Here is a 20,307-nt window from a genome sequence, read left to right as displayed (position 1 = left end):
AGGACTTATTTAATCATTTCTGCGGGTTGAGGTTCCGAGGGTTTAACCGGGGGATTAGCCTGGGCATTAACGTTTAATTTACCGCCAAATTGCCGTAATTCGTACAATTTAACCCCTATTTGGTATTCGTACTGACTCAAAAGACGACCGTAGATATAACCAGCTTTGCCATCCAGGAAACCGAGACGGATAAAATAAAAGAGAATAAAGCGCAGCAGCGGTTTAAAGGGCAATTTTACCCATATTTTCTTTAAAAAACGTTTCCTCTGCACCGCATCACCGAACAGGTGCGCTCCGATCGTGCCACTTTCGTCATTACCCGTGAGAATATTGTAATAAACCCGCGCTTCCCAGTTGGAATAACGATTATGTCTTTCTAACCAATGATAGATATCGCGGAAATCGATGTGCAGCATATCATTTTTCAGATATCCCACCTTGCCATCAAGGATAACGTGTTCGTGAACCTCGTTATCTCCCGTGTTGGGGATATCTTCCGTGTTTAAATTCTCGTATCTGCCCGACTTATGTTTAAATAAACGCAGATTCCAGTCGGGATACTTGCCACCATAACGGATCCACTGTCCGAGGAAGAAGACGCGACGATTGAGATAATAACCGTTATAGTCGGGATCTTGGATCACGCTGGCGATTTCGTCCCATAGTTCGGGGGTGATTCTCTCATCACAATCGACGATTAATACCCATTCATTGCGAAAAGGCAGATTATCGAGGGACCAGTTTTTCTTTTTCGGCCAACGACCATTAAAATAAAATTGGACTACATTAGCCCCATAGTTTGTAGATATTTCGATCGAGCGATCGCTACTTTGGGAATCGACGACAAACACTTCATCAGCCCTAGCAACACTCTCTAAACAGGCGGGAAGGTTAGATTCCTCGTTTTTGGCGGGAATCAACACCGAAACGGGAATTTTTTCTGATTGACTAAACATTGGTACACTGTGGCTAGGTAGAGTGTTCGCATCTTTCCTTAAAACCCTTAGTCACTCAGAAAGCGAGAACTAGGACTTAAGATTTTTTTTAATCTTACTATACCTTATTCGGTTTTTTACCTTATCCCTAGGCTTGAACCTAAGAGAGAGACTCCTAGAGACTTGCATATTCTCCCAGAAAATAGTGAAAAATTTGATCGCTAATTTCTAACTGCGAAATAGACGACTATACTGGGTTTCGTGGTTCATACTGGCAAAACTTAGCCCCCAACTCCAACTGCTCAGGTTTTCATCGGCTAAACTGATAATATCTGCTGTTGCTGTTAATAAACTGGGCTGTAAACCGATCAGAAGGGATTGTCCTAGGGTTTGCCCTAGGGGAATTAAACGCAATCCTGCATTGATTAAATTACTTGCCCAACTGTGTAAATAGCCTAAAACCGCTAATTCTTCGCCAATTTGCCAATGACTTGCCCCGATCGCAAAAGCGGTGGCATAATTAGCCTGTTCTGGTAGATTATCTCTGGCCGGCGCTAACTCCCGCAATAAGTTTAACAGCGATCGCCCCATTTGCCAGCTTTGCTGTCTTAATTCGGCTGTTTCTCGCGTTGCCGATAACCAATTGTCCCAATAATTAAGTTTTGTAAAATCCTCTTGACAAAAACAACGATATACCCTTAGCAAAACAGCCGTTTCTAAGCGAATCGAGCCTTGACAAAGCGATCGCTCTAACCAATCATTTAAGCTGGCACTATTGGAGATAATCCCCTTTTCGACGAGGGTTTCTAGCCCTTCGGAATAACTATAGGCCCCCACGGGTAAAATGGGACTAGCCAATTGTAATAAACACAAAAGTTCTTTTTGATCGAGCATAGAAAACCGAGAAAATTGTCCTTAACACAATTAGGGAAATGCTTGGCGCTTCCGTATGTAGATCGAGCCTGTAGAAAGCGGCACTCTGTGAATTATACCGTGGTTAATAGCCACAATTATAAACTACTATACTTATGTCCTCACGAGAACAGCATTTTCTGAAAATAAATCTTGTCGTTCTCCTCTTGATTTTAGCTTTGATTGCTGGGGTTGATCGGGAAAAATTACACTCTAGTCTTTTATTTTATCCTCCCGCTACTCCCCCAACTCCGCTCGCTGGTTTATTAACCCATTCTTTTCAATTGCTTTGTTGTCTGCCCCCGATTGTTTGCCTTTTTAGTTATACTTTGTTGTCCCGCAAGACAAGTTTCAATAATTCTGACAATTTTTTACTTTTTTCTGGCATAATAACGGGACTTTTTGCCATCAATGAAATCTTCAGAATTCATATCATTCTCCTCTATTTTAATATTCCCAAATTCTTGACTATCTCTGTTTATGCCCTCGCAATTCTGATTTATGGTTTAGCATTTTGGCGGCGAATAAGACAAACTTATTACCAAATTTTAATCATCGCTTTAGCACTTTTAACTTTTGCGATTGCTATGGATTTTCTCCAGATTAAAAATCAAGGTTTTGCTAGTCTAAGTGAAGGAATTCCTAAACTGTTAAGTGCTGTGAATCTAGCTGGCTATTTTTGGGATGTATGTTTTCAAGAAATTTCCGCCCAGATCAAATCCCAATAAATTATCCATTCAGCTGTTTAACCAGATGTAAAATTTCGGGAAGAATCAGTTTTTCTAGGGCTAATTTAACGGCATTAGTGGAACCGGGGAGAGAAAAGACTAATAAGTTTTGATAAACCCCAGCTATTGCCCTTGATGCCATGGCACGGGAGCCAATTTCCTGATAGCTGAGATAACGAAATAATTCGCCAAAACCGGGCAAAGTAATCCTTAATAAAGGTACTAAAGCATCATAGGTATTGTCTCTGGGAGCAATACCCGTACCCCCATTGAGAATTAAGACTTTTATCTGATTTTGATTACTAATCTCTGGTAAGATTGCTTGAATTTGTAAGGGTTGATCGGGGATAATTAAGTATAGGCCGATATCATGACCCGATCGAGTTAGTAACTCTTGAATTATTTGGCCACTCCTATCCGTCTCTGGGGTACGAGTATCGCTCACCGTGACTACGGCACAGGTAAGGTTAAGGGGGGCGGTGTCGGGATGGGGAATCAAGGTCATAATTAGGGTTTGCGGCAAAAAGTTTTTCCTGGGGGCAGGGTGTGGGGTGTGGGGTGTGGGGCGTGGGGTGTGGGGTTTTACCAGTTTTGAGGTGGCCAATTACCTAATTTTCAGGGAAAAAGTGCCTAAATTTCCCCCCGATCACTCCCATATCCAGTACTTTTTGATTGACAAAAGGTCTAAAAGTCTTACCCAACAAGGTTTTTAGATTTATTCAGCCAGCCCTAATTAGGGATCAGCTGAGAGTTGGAGAAAAACAAGTATTGAGAACAAATGTATGTACTAGGTAGCTAGTGCAGTCAACCGAGAATAAAAAACTTAACTTTGGCAAGTATTGCCGATTTTTGCCATTTTTTGGAACCTTTTCGCCGGTAATGATGACAAGGTAAAAGGAGCTTCTAGAGAACAGATTATCCCAAAATAACAAAATCGAGATTATCATCTAATTGGTATAGATTATGACTGGAATTATGAGTCAACTCAGTCCCCTACAAGCCGAACAAATCAAGGAAATCGGGACTTATTTACGTCAAAAACGGGAAGAAAGCGGCCTGAGCATAGACGATATCGCCGCCCTGACGATGATTAGAGTACCAATGCTAGAAGCGTTGGAAACGGGGAATTGGCAGAAATTACCAGAATTAATTTATGTCAAGGGATTTATCAAACGCTACGGTGATGCTCTAAAAATTGATGGTAAAGCTTTAGCCGATCGCTTGTCTCCTAGTGCGGAACAATTAGCTCAAGAGGTAACTATCCCGAAAACACTGCCCACAAAAGTTACCCCTCTCCCCAAGGCTGAACCCGCTGCCCCAAAAGTGGAACCGGTGAAACCAGAAAAACCAGCCCTGGAAACTGTCCCCCAACCGGCTAAATCAACCTTTTTCGGGATGTATCTCTGGCTAGGCTTGCTGGCGGGCATATTTTGTGGTATTGGCTATCTTTTCCTCCGTCCCCCTCTCTCTAACCCCCCTGCCCTTACTCCCTCTCCTTCCCCCGTGGTTTCCCCCGCGCCGGTAGTCCCTCCCGCACCGATAGCCTCTCCTTCCCCTTCTCCTCAGCCAAAAGTTCCCCTCTCAGCCCAGGTAACTATTGAACAGGCCGCTTGGGTAAGGGTAATTGCCGATGGCCAAAAAGTCCATGAAGGCAATCTCCAACCCGGTACTAAACAAACTTGGACAGCCCAAAAGAGTTTAAATATTCGATCGGGCAATGCTGGCGGTGTTAAAATCTCTCTTAACGAAAAACCTGCCCAATTAATGGGTAAAGCTGGTCAAATTGGCGAAATCACCCTAACTGCACCTCCTCTCAGTCATCAGTAAACAGTAATCAGTAATCAGTGAACTAAAAACTCACATCTGAAAACAAGGGCCGAATCTAAGACCTAATTGGTTAAGCTAAAAGCTTTGATATGCTTAGTTTCTAACCTTCTTTTTAGGTAGGAGAATTGTCAGATTCTGTCTTTTGCCTCTTGCCTGTTGCCCCTTGCCTTCAGAAGCTGAAAACTGAAAACTGAAAACTGATAACTGATAACTGATAACTGATTAGGCTGCATTATCCCAGATGGGGGTAAGGGTCTGATAATCGTAGCGGGAAGCGTTGGGATGACAGCTGACACAGGTGGTATGACCGAGAGGAGTGGGTAAATTGACCCTAGGATGCAAAACCTTTACATAGGTGGACTGTTCAATTAGGAGGGGAACAAAAGTAGTCTGGGTAAGAGGGCGGGAAGAATAACTGAGATAATCCCAGATAAGACGCTGAGTAATGCCAACAATTGGTTTTAAACGGATACCATAGTGAGAATTAGGATTTTCTAGGATTTTTTTCCAAGTTTGACTGGGTAGGATGCTGGGAGGAATGGCAATATGGCAAGTGGCACAATTTTCTAGATAGGTTTGCTGTCCAATTTGATAACGATTCAGCACTGTATCCGAGGAGGGAGATTGCGCGATCGCTGGTTGTTTAAGTAGCGAAGCCAGTAGAATACCCCCTAGAATACTGAGGAGAAAGAGGATCAGAAAAAAAATCGATTTCACTTGACCGCTGGAAGGCATGACTGGGATGACGGGTAATTGAACACAATTTTGACACTCTCGCCATCACACAGCTTTGCGGTGTGATGGGAGATTCTTGCTTCACAGAAACCTGCTTTTTGAGACGAATCCCAACGAGTCTTACAGTCTCTCCACAAGCTTAAACTCCTGACTGCCCATCAGTATTTGGGAGCTTCTGGTTTATGTGTGGAAACGAGGTCTATACTGATATTTTCTAGTTTCTTCCGCCGCTCGACTGAGCATCGCCGAACGTTAAAATAGCCCTAAAAGTCTTGCTTGATAGGTATTTCACGGTTTCATAAGCAAAAGTTAAGTAGGTAGGCGTTAAAAATTATCAGATGCCCCCCTTATCAAGGGGGGACTAAGGGGGGATCGGCACCCCCCTTATCAAGGGGGGACTAAGGGGGGATCGGCACCCCCCTTATCAAGGGGGGACTAAGGGGGGATCGGCACCCCCCTTATCAAGGGGGGACTAAGGGGGGATCAGAGGCAAAATCCATTTTAAATTTAATTATAACCAGCTACTTATAACACAAAGTCGAGAAGAGCCTCTTAACTTTTTTTGTATCAAAATTACTTGAACGGGAGCATTAAAAGGGGAGAATTAATCCCCCCCATCAATCTAGACAAAGAAACTATTGACCGCAATAGTGCCGAGCGCCGGGAAAGCACCCGTTAACCCAGTCAGATTAATCACCAAATCATTAGCACTTTGGAAACCCGCCGTACCGTCGTTGATAATTAGGTAAGTAGAAGAACTATTGTCCCGCACTAAAGCAGCACTGTTAGTTCCGAGAGCTTGATTTCCGGCTGTTGCCCCATTAGCATCGGTAAAGACGTTAGTAACAATGGTGTTAATGTTGGTCGTGGTGCTATTTGCCGCCCGGGTAAAAGCGACCGGGGCATTAATTGCCCCACCAGCTTGACTAAGCAGGTCAATTTTATCATCACCAATAGCAAAATCCGTAACTCGGTCTAGGGCTGCCGAGGTGGACTGACTAAATTGGAAGATGAAGATGTCTGTCCCCACCCCACCGGTTAAAGTATCGATTCCAGCAGCACCATTGAGGCTATCGTTACCAGTGCCACCGATTAGGGTATCGGTTCCAGCAGCACCATTGAGGTTATTATTGCCACTATTCCCTGTAATCTGGTTATTTAAGGCATTACCCGTGCCATTAAGATTACCAGTACCAGTGAGGAGGAGATTTTCCACGTTGTTAGGGAGGGTATAGGAAATGGCAGCTTGCACGGTATCGGTTCCCTGGTTGAGAGCTTCAATCACCAAATCCCCAGCGTTATTCACCGTATAAGTATCGTTTCCGGCTAACCCAGTCATGGCATCTGCTCCAGAGGTTCCCGCAAGGGTGTCCGGACCAGAAGTACCGATAAAGTCATCATTTTGGATAGTGCCAATAGCCGTAGCGGTGGTAATAGTAGCGCCGTTGGTGGGATTGGAGAGGGTAACGCGGAAGGTTTCGTTCGGTTCTACTGTTGTATCTCCCTGAACGTTAACAGTAATCACTTTACTGGTTTCTCCCGCTGCAAAACTTACTACCCCACTGGGTAACAATCCCCCAGCAAAATCAGTGGCATTGGCAGGATTGCTGCCGCTGCCGGTAACTGTAACTGCCCAGTTGACGTTATTGGTTCCGGTGGTATTAACCGAACGAGTAACGGTGAAAGTGAAGGGTTTTGTACCTGAGTGACTTTCTGATTCCACTACATTAGTAGGAGCGATCGCTAAAATTGGGGCTGATTTATCAACAACTTTCAGTGTTAGTTTATTGCTAGACCATTGTGGTAAAAACTGGAGAGTTGAATTAATATCTAAACCAGTAAAATCAAGATTAGAGAGGGAGTTTAGAGCATCATAGGTTAAAACATCAAAGGTGCTGCCAAGAGTAGGAGTAAAGCCATTTAAAAGACTGACATTCAAAGTACCATCAAAATTGGCAGTGCCGTTAATATCAATTTGGTCAAAATTGACTGCTGCTGTGTTACCACCTAGTTGAATATTAATACTTGCATTATTGGTTTCGGTATAGTTACCATTGATAGTCAGACGACCAAATTCCGTATTACTGACATAACGGGGATTGAGTAATCCAGAATTGGTGATTGTGGCATTAATGTTACCATTTCCTTCTATATTTCCGCCATTAATCGTTAAGGGGTTAGTAAAACTGACATTACCACTTTTGAGAATTAAGTTAGCATTGTTGTGAGTGTAACTATTATAAAAGCTAACTGTTCCCATCACAGATTCTATTGTTCCCGTATTGTAAAAAGGAACAGAAACTATGGACAAACCTGAACTGGTTTTACGGAAAGTTCCAGAATTGTTAAAGACTCCTATGCTATCAACCTGATTACGAATCTCTCCTGCTTGAAACTCGTAGATGCCGGAATTATTGATATTAGCACTTTGATTAAGAGATAATCGATCACTGGGATTGGAAAGGACAAGATTTTGGACGATAGTCCCGGTATTGTTCAAGGAAGCATAAAGATAAGCATTACCTTGAATTGTTAAACCAGCTGCATTTGTAATTGTACCTGGACTCTTAATCCCAGCATTCCGCAAAATATTAATAGTAGTTGTTGGTAAAGTCCAATCACTATCTAGTTCGAGAAAACCACCCGAAATCATCAGAGTTCCCGTACCGTTTATTTGGGTATTACTATCAAGAAGGTAAGTGTTATTGGTCAGAGTAGCCCCGGCAGATTTAAGCTCTAAGGTTCCGAATCTGCTAATGTTAAATATCCCCCCATTACTTCTACCTCCACCCAAGAGGAGCAACGTTCCCAACTCTACATTAACCGTTCCCGTATTGTAAAAAGGAACAGAAACTATGGACAAACCTGAACTGGTTTTACGGAAAGTTCCAGAATTGTTAAAGACTCCTATGCTATCAACCTGATTACGAATCTCTCCTGCTTGAAACTCGTAGATGCCGGAATTATTGATATTAGCACTTTGATTAAGAGATAATCGATCACTGGGGTTGGAAAGGACAAGATTTTGGACGATAGTCCCGGTATTGTTCAAGGAAGCATAAAGATAAGCATTACCTTGAATTGTTAAACCAGCTGCATTTGTAATTGTACCTGGACTCTTAATCCCAGCATTCCGCAAAATATTAATAGTAGTTGTTGGTAAAGTCCAATCACTATCTAGTTCGAGAAAACCACCCGAAATCATCAGAGTTCCCGTACCGTTTATTTGGGTATTACTATCAAGAAGGTAAGTGTTATTGGTCAGAGTAGCCCCGGCAGATTTAAGCTCTAAGGTTCCGAATCTGCTAATGTTAAATATCCCCCCATTACTTCTACCTCCACCCAAGAGGAGCAACGTTCCCAACTCTACATTAACCGTTCCCGTATTGTAAAAAGGAACAGAAACTATTGCTGTACCTGCATTAGTTTTGCGGAAAGTTCCAGAATTGTTAAAGACTCCTACACTATTAGGAGCATTACGAATCTCATTATCCAACTCTCCTGATTGGAACTCGTAAATACCAGAATTATTAATATTAGCACTCTGGTTAAGAGATAAGCTAGAGACAGTGCCTGGGCTAGAGCGTCTAAGGATAAGATGGGTGATAGTCCCAGTATTGTTCAAGGAAGCATAGAGATATGCACTATTTTGAATTGTTAAACTACCTGGATTTGTAACTGTACCTGAACTCTTGATCCCAGCACTCCATAAGATGTTAATAGTAGTTGTCGGAAATGCCCAATCCCTAGCTAGTTCTAGAAACCCACCTGAAATCATCAGAGTTCCCGTACCGTTTATTTGGGCATTACTATCAAGAAAGTAAGTGTTATTAGTCAGAGAAGATGAAGATTTAATCTCTAAGGTTCCGCCACTACTAATGTTAAATATCCCACCATTACTACTGCCTCCACCCAAGAGGAGTAACGTTCCTAACTCAACATTAACCGTTCCCGTATTGTAAAAAGGAACAGAAACTATGGACAAACCTGAACTGGTTTTACGGAAAGTTCCAGAATTGTTAAAGACTCCTACACTATTAGGAGCATTACGAATCTCTCCTGCTTGAAACTCGTAGATGCCAGAATTATTTATATTAGCACTTTGATTAAGAAATAAGGTATAGCCACTTATATTTTGAGATATTGTACCAGAATTAATTAGTGACGTATATAAATACTTGTGCGACGCTCCAAGAATACTTAAGCTTCCAATTTGGTTAATAGAAGCTACTGATGATAGAATTCCATTATCCCAAAGCATACCATTTAAGGTGGTTGCGTCAATCCAGTTGAAGTTATTAGGCATAATAAATCTTCCTCATTTGTCAAGTTTTTCGGTCTTACACTCGCTCCACAGACTTAAATTCCCGGATGTCCCGTTGATATAGCAGGCAACGGGGAACGGGGAACGGGGAACAGGCAACAGGGGAAAAAGCTTAAGCATTGCGGGAATTTGCCGCCCCCCACTTGTCCTAGCCGACTTGGCGGTGCTATATATATATAGTTTAGTTCACGCCGTCCCGGGCCTGGAAGTACAGGGTATTGCCCAGCGTCGTTAGATAGCTGGGGAAGGAGCCAGATAAACCGGGGAAGATATCTTTAACTAAAAAAGGAATTGACATGATTTTTTCCTGAATAAAGGGTGAAAATTAAACAATTAAGTAGTGGTGCAAAATAAATTTCCTAGTGGAGATAGGCAAGGGGCAAGGGGGGGTTAGATTTGTGTAATTAATTTTGCTTAGGTACTTAAGCCGGCAAAGAAGGGTATATCTGGCTGAAAAACCCCAGATGTCTGCAAATCCGACAAATCTGAGGTTTCAACAGTGGTAAAAAAGCGGATATTTGTTCGATTCCGTCTTGATTGGGAGAGAGAATAACGGTGGCGACTTCTGGAATTACCCCAGCTTGGAGACTTTGATAATCGCTAACACCAGCATCGAGGAAAACTACGGTATTTAATTCGGGTGCGGTTAAACGCTGATTTCTCACACTATTCACCTGATTAGCTTGACTCAAGCCATCAGATTGAGCGAAATTGAACAAAACATCGTCAACAGCAGGAAAGCTCGGCAACAGGGTAGAAGTCATGACACTGACCGCAAAAGATTAATGCGACTATTTTGTGCAAAGAATCCCGAATTTTTCAAGGGGGATATAACAAAAATTTACAGAAAACGGGTTTCTCAAAGAAACCCGTTTTCTAAGAAACCCGTTTTCTAGATATTGATTTTTGCCAAAGACTGCTTAAATTCTGCGAGAGAATTAGCGGTAGCTGCTAATTTTAGTAGCTCTTCTAAGATAGTAGGGTTAGTCATTTTGCCGATTATCTCTTCAATTTCTGAAGAAATCGCTCCAAACCGCACAGTTAAAACTGTTTTTATGGCATCGCGGCTTTTTTGTAACGCCCCAATTTCCTTGCCTATTTCTTTACCAATTTCCTTACCAATTTCCTTACCGCGTTCTATTCCTCGTAACTCCATATTACTCATTAAAGGCATGGTTCTTTCCTCCTCAAATTGTTTGATTCTACTTTCTAAACTTGACTGCAATTCAGTGGATAAAGTCATCATATTGTCGATGATTTCAAACAGTTTACTAAGTAAGGTAGGTATTACCCACCCTACTTATTTATGATGATACTAAAAGACTTCCTACACTCCTCAAAAGAATTTACTATAAGTGCGGCTTTTAACATCTCTTCTAAAACCGAAATAACTGAAGCATCATTGAGACATTGTCCAATATCTCCAGGGATATCACCTAGTCGGTTTTCCAAAACTTTTTTCACAAAATCACGAGCATTTTCTAACGCTCCAATTTCCTTACCGCGTTCGATTCCTCGTAACTCCATATTACTCATTAAAGGCATGGTTCTTTCCTCCTCAAATTGTTTGATTTTACTTTCTAAACTTGACTGCAATTCAGGGGATAAAGTCATCATATTGTCGATGATTTCAAACAGTTTAATTATCTGTTCCCTCTCGAACTCCTTTTCATATAATCCCCTGATTAACTTCCACTTCCACTGTTCCCGTTCTGGCAGCTTCCCAGTAGTCGCTTTTGTTTTCAGGTGTGCCATGACTATTATAGCAAAAGGATTGCTACTTGTTTCTAGTTCTGACCAGTTTTCCTCATAGTCCAGTAATTTAACCGTTGGGAATTTCAACCTCACTTCACAGCCAGCGATAGTATAATTATAGGAATCTGGTCGCCAATTTACTCGTTCATCCCCTAATATAGCGAGACTGATAACTGGTTTCTGATACAAATCAAAGGCCCGATAGTTATAAATATACATCCTCTGAGGGAAATTTTCTTCGTATTGACTTTGAATTTCAATATGAATCAAAATCCACACTTCTTCACCCCTGAGTAACCAGACTTTATAAAGTTTGTCAGCGAAACGTTTTTTTGTCTTAGCTGAAGCGGTAATCCGTTTGAGTTCTTTTTCCAGGGATTCGGGAATTTTTGTCCAATCAATTAGTTGGTGAACTTCAGGAAAGAAGAAGCATAAAAACGCTTCAAAATACTCGCTTAATGCTTCTTTCCAGGGTTCATCATAATTGGCAGTTGTTGGGTTCATTGGAGAAGAAAATTCCTGAGACTATTGTTCTAAAAGTTGATGCAACTCATCAAAAGAATTAACGGTTAATGCCGATTTCAGTAACTCGTCTAAAATCGATAATACAGAAATTTTATCCACAGCTTGCTCAATTTCTATTGGAATATCACCCAATCGCGTTTTCAGCACCGTTTTAACATAGTTACGAGCATTTTCTAACGCTCCAATTTCCTTACCAATTTCCTTGCCTATTTCTTTACCGCGTTCTATTCCTCGTAACTCCCCAATTTCCTTACCAATTTCCTTACCGCGTTCTATCCCTCGTAACTCCATATTACTCATTAAAGGCATGGTTCTTTCCTCCTCAAATTGTTTGATTTTACTCTCTAAGCTTGACTGTAATTTAGGGGATAAAGTCATCATATTGTCGATGATTTCAAACAGTTTAATTATCTGTTCTCTCTCGAACTCCTTTTCATATAATCCCCTGATTAACTTCCACTTCCACTGTTCCCGTTGTGGCAGCTTCCCAGTAGTCGCTTTTGTTTTCAGGTGTGCCATCACTATTATCGCAAAAGGATTACTACTTGCTTCCAATTAGTCACTGATAACTGATAAGCTAAAACGCACTTAAACCACCTAAAATAGAAATAGTAACTTGAGAAAAATCCTACTTATGCCAGCCAAAGATTTCCTAGACTTAGAAGAAAAGAAAAACTTACAAAAAGCTCTTAAAGAAGAAGAAAGAGCAGAGGTTAGGGAAAGAATTTTAATGTTTCTCTTGCTAAACGACGGAAAAACTCAACGAGAAATAGCTGAGTTTATTGGCTGTTCACTCAAAACAGTCGCCCCTTGGTGTGTTCATGGCGATCCTAACAATATAGAAAGTCTAGAAGATGGTAGAAAAAATGGAAATCATAAAAAAGCCACAGAGGAATATATTAATTTACTATTGAAAATAGTTGATGAAGACCCGAAGGAATTGGGATATGAATTCGGGAGATGGACAGCGGCAAGATTAGCAGAGCATCTAGAAAAGGAAACAGGAATTAAACTGAGTGGCTCGCAAGTGAGAAGAATATTGAGAAGAAAAAAGTATGTGTATATCTGGGCAAAATATAGTCTAGAAGATAAGCAAGACAAGAAATTAAGAAAAGCATTTAAAGAAAAATTAGATGAATATTTAAAGTTAGCGAAAGAAAAGCCAGAGTCAATCCAGGTATGGTTTTGGGACGGGGCTTTCAAGGTGGCGACGCAGGTTCGCCACACAGCCCCTCATGAGTGTGGATTTAGTTTGAGAGTAATAAGAAGGAGAGCTTGGACAAAAAAAGGAAAGCGAAAAAAAGTGAATGGGCAAAGAAAAAGAGGAAGGGTGAATGTGATGGGAGCCTTAAGATATAATGATAAAAAAAGAGTCTGTTTTATGATCAAAAAAGGAAATTCAGAAACTTTCCATGAACAATTAAAGAAACTTCATGAAGAGATTCGTCAAGAATGGATAAACTTGGGAAATCTGCCCGAAGATTTTCGAGAAAAGGGGCCGAAGATTATCATTATATTAGACAATGCTAGTTATCACAAAAAGAAAGATGTTATTGAGCAGGTGGAAAAAGAGTTGCCCAATATTAGGCTAGAGTTTTTACCAGCTTATAGTCCAGATTACAACCTAATAGAATTAGTGTGGCATTCCGCTAAAGAATACATAGCTAATCGAGAATTTGAAAATAAAGAAGAACTGGAAAAAGTAGTCAATCAGCTTTTAAATGAAGGGGGATTGATTATTAAATGGAGTAGAAAACTTAAAAATAAGGGTAATGCTGTCAATGTAACTTAAATGCGTAAAAGCTTAACTGGTAACTGATAACTGAATAGAGTTTGTCAGCGAAACGTTTTTTTGTCTTAGCTGAAGCGGTAATCCGTTTGAGTTCTTTTTCCAGGGATTCGGGAATTTTTGTCCAATCAATTAGTTGGTGAACTTCAGGAAAGAAGAAGCATAAAAACGCTTCAAAATACTCGCTTAATGCTTCTTTCCAGGGTTCATCATAATTGGCAGTTGTTGGGTTCATTGGAGAAGAAAATTCCTGAGACTATTGTTCTAAAAGTTGATGCAACTCATCAAAAGAATTAACGGTTAATGCCGATTTCAGTAACTCGTCTAAAATCGATAATACAGAAATTTTATCCACAGCTTGCTCAATTTCTATTGGAATATCACCCAATCGCGTTTTCAGCACCGTTTTAACATAGTTACGAGCATTTTCTAACGCTCCAATTTCCTTACCAATTTCCTTACCAATTTCCTTACCAATTTCCTTACCAATTTCCTTGCCTATTTCTTTACCGCGTTCTATCCCTCGTAACTCCCCAATTTCCTTACCAATTTCCTTGCCTATTTCTTTACCGCGTTCTATTCCTCGTAACTCCATATTACTCATTAAAGGCATGGTTCTTTCCTCTTCAAATTGTTTGATTTTACTCTCTAAGCTTGACTGTAATTCAGGGGATAAAGTCATCATATTGTCGATGATTTCAAACAGTTTAATTATCTGTTCTCTCTCGAACTCCTTTTCATATAATCCCCTGATTAACTTCCACTTCCACTGTTCCCGTTGTGGCAGCTTCCCAGTAGTCGCTTTCGTTTTTAGGTGTGCCATCACTATTATCGCAAAAGGATTGCTACTTGTTTCTAGTTCTGACCAGCTTTCCTCATAGTCCAGTAATTTAACCGTTGGGAATTTGAGGCTGACTTCACAACCAGCGATAGTATAATTATAGGAATCTGGTCGCCAATTTACTCGTTCATCCCCTAATATAGCGAGACTGATAACTGGTTTCTGATACAAATCAAAGGCCCGATAGTTATAAATATACATCCTCTGAGGGAAATTTTCTTCGTATTGACTTTGAATTTCAATATGAATCAAAATCCAGACTTCTTCACCCCTGAGTAACCAGACTTTATAGAGTTTGTCAGCGAAACGTTTTTTTGTCTTTGCTGAAGCGGTAATCCGTTTGAGTTCTTTTTCTAGGGATTCGGGAATTTTTGTCCAATCAATTAGTTGGTGAACTTCAGGAAAGAAGAAATGTAAAAACGCTTCAAAATATTCGGTTAATGCTTCTTTCCAGGGTTCATCATAATTGGCGGTTGGTTGTTTCATGGCGAGTCGCTACCAATTGGAAAGTTAGGCACTCATCTAAATCTATTATTCCCCATAAATATCATCAATGCTACTTGTCGTCACAAAACTTCCCATTAGAGCAACCTACATCTACATCTTTGTTCTGACATTTATTGGTAAAACTATATAATGCCGTCAGATATTTGGGGTAGGAGTTAAAGGCACCGGGAAGGATATCTTTGACCAAAAAAGGAGTTGACATGATTTTTTCCTGAATAAAGAGTAAAAATTTTAAAATCGCCGTTTCCCGCACTTGGGACAGCCCTAGTCGTTACCATGCCAAGAAGCGGCTCAATCATCGCCGTCAGCGTTGGGTTTCATGCTTTAACCCAACCCACGTTCATCTCTGGTATAGATTAGAATCGATTATTAACATTGATTTTTGCTTATGATTTATTATGGTTTCAGTGGGTATTAATGGGGGTTATTATAAACAAACCAATCAATATTATTTATAAAGTTTTTTGAACGGCTCTTCTGGTTTATGTTTGGAAACGAGGTCTATTCTCGCGAAACAGGTGCAAGATTTTGAGGGAATCGTGCTTCAAAACCTTGCGTTTTCATCGGCCCCCGTCCTGTAGGGGCGAAGCATTCGGATAAAAAATCTACGGTTTCACCGATAGGTTATTGCCCGAATGCTTCGCCCGTACTTTTTGCCGCAAACCCTAGATAGAGTCCTATAGCAGCGGGCAGAAGGCAGTATTTCCGCTGCTTTTGCCCCCTTTTAGAGAGATTCTTCGCTCACGGAACCATCTTCCTGCACCCAGGCGAGATTTTTAATCATTCGATCGCGGGCATAGGTACGAATTTGTGCCTCGCTGCGACCCCCTAAATCGATCGCCACCCTCAGATTAGGATCACCGTTGCGAAGGGAGCGAGCCTTACTAAAAGTCGCTATCTGGGCGTTATTACCCAAAGGGATAAGTAACCAGTCGAGGGGGGCAGCTTGAGTGGGTAAAGTCTGCCCCGATAATAAACTTTCGTGCAGTTCTTCGATATTCAGGGAAAAACCGATACCCGGAGCCGATTGGCCCTGGGGATGAAAAACGCCCAATAATTGATCATAGCGTCCGCCCTGGCCTAAAATACTGAGATTTTGCTGGTGATCACTAACCGCCTTAAAAACGATGCCGGTGTAGTAATCAAAGGTTTGAATCAGACTTAAATCGAGAATTAGGGGGAAAGGCCCAGAGCGATCGGCATTAAGCAGCTCTACTAGGGATTTAAGGTTATTAACGGCTTTTTGGGCTGATTCTTCCTGGGCTAATAGGGCCACTTGTGCGAGGACATCCTCAGGATTACCGCGCAGGTGAAATAATTGTCGGGCTTGCTGCCGGAGGGTTTCGTTGGGATAGGGAAGATTTTCGAGGCTAACGTAGTCGAGGAGGGCTAAACAGCGTTTCACCTGTTCGCGTAAGGGAGCCGGAAAGGGAGAAAGTAGCGAACGAGTCAAACCCGCTTCTCCTAAAATAATCTGCCAGTTAGGGACGGCCAAACTATCGAAACAGTCGGCCAGGAGCAGTAAAATCTCGGCATCAGCTAGTAAACCGCCAGAAAAGAGCAGTTCTACCCCCGCTTGATAGAATTCCACTTGACGACCGTGATAACCGGCGCTAGGGCGACGAAAAACGTTGGCCCGATAACAGAGACGTTGGGGATAGGACTCCCCACTCATGCGGGTGACGGCACTGCGGGCAATGGAAGCGGTTAATTCGGGGCGTAATCCCGATAGTCCTTGACTATCCCCGTGGAGTTGGATCACGGTGCTGGGATCGATCGCACCGCCTGCGGTGAGGGTATCGAGCCATTCAATGGTGGAGGTGACGATCCTTTGATAGCCCCAACGCTGAAAGACAGACTGAAGGCGATCGTTAATCCAGCCTTTTTGGGTAACTTCTAGGGGTAATAAATCCCTTGTCCCCGCCGGGGGTTGATGAATCATCGAAAATTTGGGTCTGAAACCCCGTCGTTCTACGACGGCTTTACTGTTAAATATTAGCACATTTACGAAATATATGCTAAAATGTGAGACATGGAAAAAGCCTATTCGTTTCGATTTTACCCAACACCCGAACAAGAGTCGCTATTGCGGCGCACATTGGGCTGTGTAAGATTAGTTTACAACAAAGCTCTCCACGAACGAACACAAGCTTGGTACGAAAAGCAAGAAAGAGTAGGCTACGCTCAAACTTCTTCAATGCTAACTGATTGGAAAAAGCAAGAAGAATTAAACTTTCTCAATGAAGTAAGCTGTGTACCCTTACAACAAGGGTTAAGACATTTACAAACAGCTTTCACTAATTTCTTTGCTGGTCGTACTAAGTATCCTAACTTTAAGAAAAAACATCAGGGAGGAAGTGCCGAATTTACCAAATCAGCCTTTAAATTTAAAGACAAACAAATCTATTTAGCCAAATGCACAGAACCTTTACCTATTCGATGGTCAAGACAAATACCAGAAAGCTGTGACCCAAGTACAGTAACAGTCAGATTACATCCTTCTGGACGTTGGCATATTTCAATTAGATTTGATGACCCAACGATTAAGCCTCTACCAGTAACAGATAAAGCCATCGGAATTGACTTAGGAATTAGTAGCCTCGTGATTACTAGCGATGGCGATAAAGTGTCTAATCCCAAGTATTTTAAAAAGCATTATCGGAGACTGCGAAAGGCCCAAAAAAATCTTTCTAAGAAGAAGAAAGACTCAAAGAATCGGGAAAAAGCGAGAATCAAAGTAGCCAAGATTCACGCTCAAATCACCGATAGCAGAAAAGACCATTTACATAAGCTAACCACTCAATTAGTTCGTGAAAACCAAACGATTGTGGTTGAGAATTTAGCCGTCAAGAATATGGTCAAAAAACCCGAAATTATCTCAGGCAATATCTGACGTTAGCTGGGGAGAAATCACTCGACAATTAGCCTATAAATGCCGTTGGTATGGGAGAAATTACATCGAAATAGATAGATGGTTTCCTAGCTCTAAAAGGTGTAGTAATTGCGGGCATATTGCTGAGAAAATGCCGTTAAATATTCGAGAATGGGACTGTCCAATCTGTGGAACACACCATGACCGAGATATTAACGCCAGTAAAAACATTTTGGCCGCAGGGCTTGCGGTGTCAGTCTGTAGAGCGACCATAAGACCAGAACAGAGTAAATCTGTTAAGGCAGGTGCGAAAAATCCTTCGGGAAAGAAGCAGAAACCCAAATCGTGAGGTTTGGGAATCGCCGTCCGTTTTACGGCGGCGAGGATGTCAAGGGAGTTTGCTAATCAAAATCGGTGGCACTGGTCAGTCCTATTTCACTTTACGACAAGTTGTGACCAGTTTTCTGATAGGTAAAAACCCCTAACAAATCCTCTTAGGGGTTTTGATCTCAAATGTCGGGGTGAAGACAGCAATTCTAAATTTGCCCTGTAGCAAGGCTTTTGGGGGTTAGTTCCCATAATACGGGGTCAAATTCAATGGGATTGCAAATTTCATGTCACGAGTCTTCAGGCTTTTGACGTGATAAGCTAAGACGCATTTAAAGCACTTATTCTTAAGATTAGCCGAATCTCCCCCAATCCCTTTACTGTTGCCTCTTGCCTCTTGCCTCTTGCCTCGTCTCAACAAGCAATTTAAATGCTTAACAGCTTAGTACACCCAAAGTTGCCCCAAAAATCCCCCTTTAAAATGTTCTTTAAATCCCTAAAAGGCTTGCTATGTCTAAAACTGAGAATTGCTGGTTGCTAGTAGAGGCAAGATGTTGCCCAAGAATCTCCGCCCTAAAAGTGCGGAGATTGTCAATCCCCTGACGGAGGCTTCTAGCGGAACATTGCGCGCAGGGAACTGGAGAGTTGATTGGCTGCCCGTGCGGCCACCAATCCCGAAAGGGCGGCGACCACCACTGTGGCAAGGCAGGTTAGCTGGGCTGCCCCCGGGCCACCCACCCCCAGTACCATCGCCATGGCGGTCAGAGGTAGGCGATAGCCACCAGCAATACCGGCCGCTGCCCCCGCCGCACCCGCCAGATCCCCCGAAATCTCAAAGGTGGTGGCGAACACCCGGCCACTGAGGTCGCCGATCGCCAGAAAAGGGACAAACACGCCGCCACAGCCCCCGGCTAAAACGGCAGCGGTGGTGGCCGCGGCCCGGAGCAGAGCTACCGCTAACAGATGGTAAGGAGTTGTTTTAATGTTTTCGGCCCAGACGATAGCGGCTCCCCCCGGTCCAAAAGCCGCTGCGGGGGTCGCCACCTGTCCGATCACGATCGCCAAGAATAGCATCACCAGGCCACCGATCAGGAGACGAGTGGCGGGCCTGTCCCGCAAGCCTCTGGCCCAGTAGATCGCCTCACCAGTGAGGGCTGTAATCGTGCCGGCGATCACTCCGATCAACAAAGTGGCACCCACCGCATCCCAGAAGTCAGTCGGGGCAACCTGCGGCACGACCAGCCGGATCAGTTGCAGCTTAAAGGCAGCGTTGACTCCCCATCCCACCAGTCCCCCGGCTAACATCGCCGCTGCCCGCTCCGGGGTGATCGGAACCTGGCGTCGCTGACTCAACTCAAACATAAAAAAGCTGCCCACCAGAGGGATTCCCATCAGAGCAGAAACACTGGCCGCACCGCCACCGATGGCCAGGGGCCGCACCAGTTGACCTAGGGCTGGATTTATGCTACCTAACCAGGTTCCCGTCGCCACGCCAATATGAGCTGCCGGTGATTCTGTTCCCATGGGCGCACCCAGTCCAACGGTGGAGAGGATGGCCAGGGCGCGCAAGGGGGCTAGATTCCAAGGGAACCGCTCTTCCGCGCCGGATGCGTTCACCACGTCACCGGTCAGGTCGGCGCGAGCAATGTCATGGGGGAAAGAGTACCAGTCCATGAGAGAACCCCAGCGACCAGAGGAAGTTGCCCCCCGGGGAGCTAAGGTCTGCACGGGTTGCCCCCTACCCAGTCCAAACAGGACTAGCACTGCTAAGGTAACGCCCACCAGAGGCAGCAGCAGTAGCCAGACTTTGTCTAGGTCAGAGGCAATCCTGAGGGTTTGCTTAATTGCCTCAGTCAGTAGTACCGCGGCCAGAGAGCCGATCAAACCGCCGAGCAGGCCGCCAACAGCCCATGGGCCTACCCTGGTTAACAGAAGTTGTAGTTTGTTATTTAGCATCGTGCCAAGAAAGTTAAACTTTTATCGTTCCTATAGCAAGTCCCTTGGAGTGGTCAAGCAAAACACCCTGAAAGTCTTTACTATATAGTTAGTAAAAGTATAGTCAAATATAAACAGACTGAATTCCATTTGAGAAATTCCCTTCACTTTTACTTCGAGAGATTAATTCTCCTTGGCTGAACTACGCACCTCTCTATCCCATAGCTGAACGGATTTGGCAATGCTTTTCTTAGGATGTTGTAACTTGAAACCACAACGGATTTAGTATAAGTTA

At 42.9% G+C, this 20,307-nt stretch carries 16 protein-coding genes and 3 pseudogenes; 5 read left to right on the top strand and 14 right to left on the bottom strand.

The window, feature by feature from the left end; genetic code table 11:
- Window positions 1–5 precede the first annotated feature (5 nt).
- Both MAE_RS18110 and MAE_RS18105 read right to left on the bottom strand, forming a co-directional pair.
- Window positions 6–956: a glycosyltransferase family 2 protein gene (locus MAE_RS18110; RefSeq protein ID WP_012266865.1), complete on the bottom strand. Its 951-nt coding sequence runs from the start codon at window positions 954–956 to the stop codon at window positions 6–8.
- A 207-nt stretch (window positions 957–1,163) separates the two neighbouring features.
- Window positions 1,164–1,829, bottom strand: coding sequence for an urease accessory protein UreF (locus MAE_RS18105; protein ID WP_012266864.1), 666 nt, complete (start codon window positions 1,827–1,829; stop codon window positions 1,164–1,166).
- A 134-nt stretch (window positions 1,830–1,963) separates the two neighbouring features.
- On the opposite strand from MAE_RS18105, the gene MAE_RS18100 reads away from it, so the two are divergent.
- Complete coding sequence (locus tag MAE_RS18100) at window positions 1,964–2,575, top strand: hypothetical protein (RefSeq protein ID WP_012266863.1); 612 nt, start codon at window positions 1,964–1,966, stop codon at window positions 2,573–2,575.
- Between the two features lies 1 nt (window position 2,576).
- Here MAE_RS18100 and MAE_RS18095 read toward each other — a convergent pair whose 3' ends face one another.
- A complete protein-coding gene (locus MAE_RS18095) occupies window positions 2,577–3,080 on the bottom strand; it encodes a MogA/MoaB family molybdenum cofactor biosynthesis protein (RefSeq protein WP_012266862.1) in 504 nt (167 codons plus the stop codon).
- Between MAE_RS18095 and MAE_RS33485 the strand changes: the two genes are divergently transcribed.
- Together MAE_RS33485 and MAE_RS18090 are read left to right on the top strand one after the other, a co-directional pair.
- The gene (locus tag MAE_RS33485; protein ID WP_158303542.1) at window positions 3,055–3,288 is read left to right on the top strand and encodes a hypothetical protein; all 234 of its coding nucleotides are present in this window, start codon (window positions 3,055–3,057) and stop codon (window positions 3,286–3,288) included. The genes MAE_RS18095 and MAE_RS33485 overlap by 26 nt on opposite strands.
- 250 nt (window positions 3,289–3,538) lie before the next feature.
- On the top strand, window positions 3,539–4,402 hold the full coding sequence (locus tag MAE_RS18090; RefSeq protein WP_041804199.1) for a helix-turn-helix domain-containing protein: 864 nt from the start codon (window positions 3,539–3,541) through the stop codon (window positions 4,400–4,402).
- A 222-nt stretch (window positions 4,403–4,624) separates the two neighbouring features.
- On the opposite strand, the gene MAE_RS18085 is transcribed toward MAE_RS18090, so the two are convergent.
- The 6 genes and pseudogenes from MAE_RS18085 to MAE_RS18060 form a co-directional block, all read right to left on the bottom strand.
- The gene (locus MAE_RS18085; protein ID WP_012266859.1) at window positions 4,625–5,137 is read right to left on the bottom strand and encodes a hypothetical protein; all 513 of its coding nucleotides are present in this window, start codon (window positions 5,135–5,137) and stop codon (window positions 4,625–4,627) included.
- A gap of 622 nt (window positions 5,138–5,759) precedes the next feature.
- Complete coding sequence (locus tag MAE_RS35220; protein ID WP_231859650.1) at window positions 5,760–9,443, bottom strand: beta strand repeat-containing protein; 3,684 nt, start codon at window positions 9,441–9,443, stop codon at window positions 5,760–5,762.
- 440 nt (window positions 9,444–9,883) lie between these two features.
- Window positions 9,884–10,225, bottom strand: coding sequence for a DUF4347 domain-containing protein (locus MAE_RS18075; RefSeq protein WP_012266857.1), 342 nt, complete (start codon window positions 10,223–10,225; stop codon window positions 9,884–9,886).
- Between the two features lie 128 nt (window positions 10,226–10,353).
- Window positions 10,354–10,731: pseudogene (locus MAE_RS18070) on the bottom strand (hypothetical protein); the annotation flags it as partial.
- A gap of 26 nt (window positions 10,732–10,757) precedes the next feature.
- Window positions 10,758–11,720 (bottom strand): Rpn family recombination-promoting nuclease/putative transposase, encoded by a 963-nt coding sequence (locus MAE_RS18065; RefSeq protein WP_012266855.1) that lies wholly within the window; start codon window positions 11,718–11,720, stop codon window positions 10,758–10,760.
- Between the two features lie 21 nt (window positions 11,721–11,741).
- Window positions 11,742–12,296: pseudogene (locus MAE_RS18060) on the bottom strand (hypothetical protein); the annotation flags it as partial.
- Window positions 12,297–12,375: 79 nt separating this feature from the next.
- On the opposite strand from MAE_RS18060, the gene MAE_RS18055 reads away from it, so the two are divergent.
- The gene (locus MAE_RS18055) at window positions 12,376–13,533 is read left to right on the top strand and encodes an IS630-like element ISMae23 family transposase (RefSeq protein ID WP_012264020.1); all 1,158 of its coding nucleotides are present in this window, start codon (window positions 12,376–12,378) and stop codon (window positions 13,531–13,533) included.
- Here MAE_RS18055 and MAE_RS18050 read toward each other — a convergent pair.
- From MAE_RS18050 to MAE_RS18035, 4 genes are all read right to left on the bottom strand, one after another.
- Window positions 13,520–13,765 carry a hypothetical protein gene (locus tag MAE_RS18050; RefSeq protein ID WP_041804197.1) on the bottom strand — a complete coding sequence of 82 codons (246 nt, stop codon included), beginning with the start codon at window positions 13,763–13,765 and terminating at the stop codon, window positions 13,520–13,522. The two genes, MAE_RS18055 and MAE_RS18050, sit on opposite strands and share 14 nt — an antisense overlap.
- A gap of 21 nt (window positions 13,766–13,786) precedes the next feature.
- Window positions 13,787–14,857, bottom strand: a complete 1,071-nt coding sequence (locus MAE_RS18045) for an Rpn family recombination-promoting nuclease/putative transposase (protein WP_012266853.1) — start codon at window positions 14,855–14,857, stop codon at window positions 13,787–13,789.
- 70 nt (window positions 14,858–14,927) lie between these two features.
- Window positions 14,928–15,080, bottom strand: coding sequence for a hypothetical protein (locus tag MAE_RS34170; protein ID WP_012266852.1), 153 nt, complete (start codon window positions 15,078–15,080; stop codon window positions 14,928–14,930).
- Window positions 15,081–15,602: 522 nt separating this feature from the next.
- On the bottom strand, window positions 15,603–16,820 hold the full coding sequence (locus tag MAE_RS18035) for an ATP phosphoribosyltransferase regulatory subunit (RefSeq protein ID WP_012266851.1): 1,218 nt from the start codon (window positions 16,818–16,820) through the stop codon (window positions 15,603–15,605).
- 90 nt (window positions 16,821–16,910) lie between these two features.
- Here MAE_RS18035 and MAE_RS18030 point away from each other — a divergent pair.
- Window positions 16,911–18,099: pseudogene (locus MAE_RS18030) on the top strand (RNA-guided endonuclease InsQ/TnpB family protein).
- A 590-nt stretch (window positions 18,100–18,689) separates the two neighbouring features.
- Here MAE_RS18030 and MAE_RS18025 read toward each other — a convergent pair.
- Window positions 18,690–20,033 carry a chloride channel protein gene (locus tag MAE_RS18025; protein WP_012266847.1) on the bottom strand — a complete coding sequence of 448 codons (1,344 nt, stop codon included), beginning with the start codon at window positions 20,031–20,033 and terminating at the stop codon, window positions 18,690–18,692.
- Between the last annotated feature and the right edge of the window lie 274 nt (window positions 20,034–20,307).

It is taken from the genome of Microcystis aeruginosa NIES-843, assembly GCF_000010625.1.
Taxonomy (GTDB): domain Bacteria; phylum Cyanobacteriota; class Cyanobacteriia; order Cyanobacteriales; family Microcystaceae; genus Microcystis; species Microcystis aeruginosa.
Note: the sequence above shows the minus strand (reverse complement) of the source record. Positions and strands in the feature narration are given on the sequence as shown.

Coding starts and splice junctions, on each gene's coding strand:
- MAE_RS18085 (WP_012266859.1), bottom strand. CDS start 5,137: ATGCCTTCCAGCGGTCAAGTGAAATCGATTTTTTTTCTGATCCTCTTT.
- MAE_RS34170 (WP_012266852.1), bottom strand. CDS start 15,080: ATGTCAACTCCTTTTTTGGTCAAAGATATCCTTCCCGGTGCCTTTAAC.
- MAE_RS18095 (WP_012266862.1), bottom strand. CDS start 3,080: ATGACCTTGATTCCCCATCCCGACACCGCCCCCCTTAACCTTACCTGT.
- MAE_RS18045 (WP_012266853.1), bottom strand. CDS start 14,857: ATGAAACAACCAACCGCCAATTATGATGAACCCTGGAAAGAAGCATTA.
- MAE_RS18100 (WP_012266863.1), top strand. CDS start 1,964: ATGTCCTCACGAGAACAGCATTTTCTGAAAATAAATCTTGTCGTTCTC.
- MAE_RS35220 (WP_231859650.1), bottom strand. CDS start 9,443: ATGCCTAATAACTTCAACTGGATTGACGCAACCACCTTAAATGGTATG.
- MAE_RS18110 (WP_012266865.1), bottom strand. CDS start 956: ATGTTTAGTCAATCAGAAAAAATTCCCGTTTCGGTGTTGATTCCCGCC.
- MAE_RS18035 (WP_012266851.1), bottom strand. CDS start 16,820: ATGATTCATCAACCCCCGGCGGGGACAAGGGATTTATTACCCCTAGAA.
- MAE_RS18090 (WP_041804199.1), top strand. CDS start 3,539: ATGACTGGAATTATGAGTCAACTCAGTCCCCTACAAGCCGAACAAATC.
- MAE_RS18055 (WP_012264020.1), top strand. CDS start 12,376: ATGCCAGCCAAAGATTTCCTAGACTTAGAAGAAAAGAAAAACTTACAA.
- MAE_RS18050 (WP_041804197.1), bottom strand. CDS start 13,765: ATGAACCCAACAACTGCCAATTATGATGAACCCTGGAAAGAAGCATTA.
- MAE_RS18025 (WP_012266847.1), bottom strand. CDS start 20,033: ATGCTAAATAACAAACTACAACTTCTGTTAACCAGGGTAGGCCCATGG.
- MAE_RS18105 (WP_012266864.1), bottom strand. CDS start 1,829: ATGCTCGATCAAAAAGAACTTTTGTGTTTATTACAATTGGCTAGTCCC.
- MAE_RS18065 (WP_012266855.1), bottom strand. CDS start 11,720: ATGAACCCAACAACTGCCAATTATGATGAACCCTGGAAAGAAGCATTA.
- MAE_RS18075 (WP_012266857.1), bottom strand. CDS start 10,225: ATGACTTCTACCCTGTTGCCGAGCTTTCCTGCTGTTGACGATGTTTTG.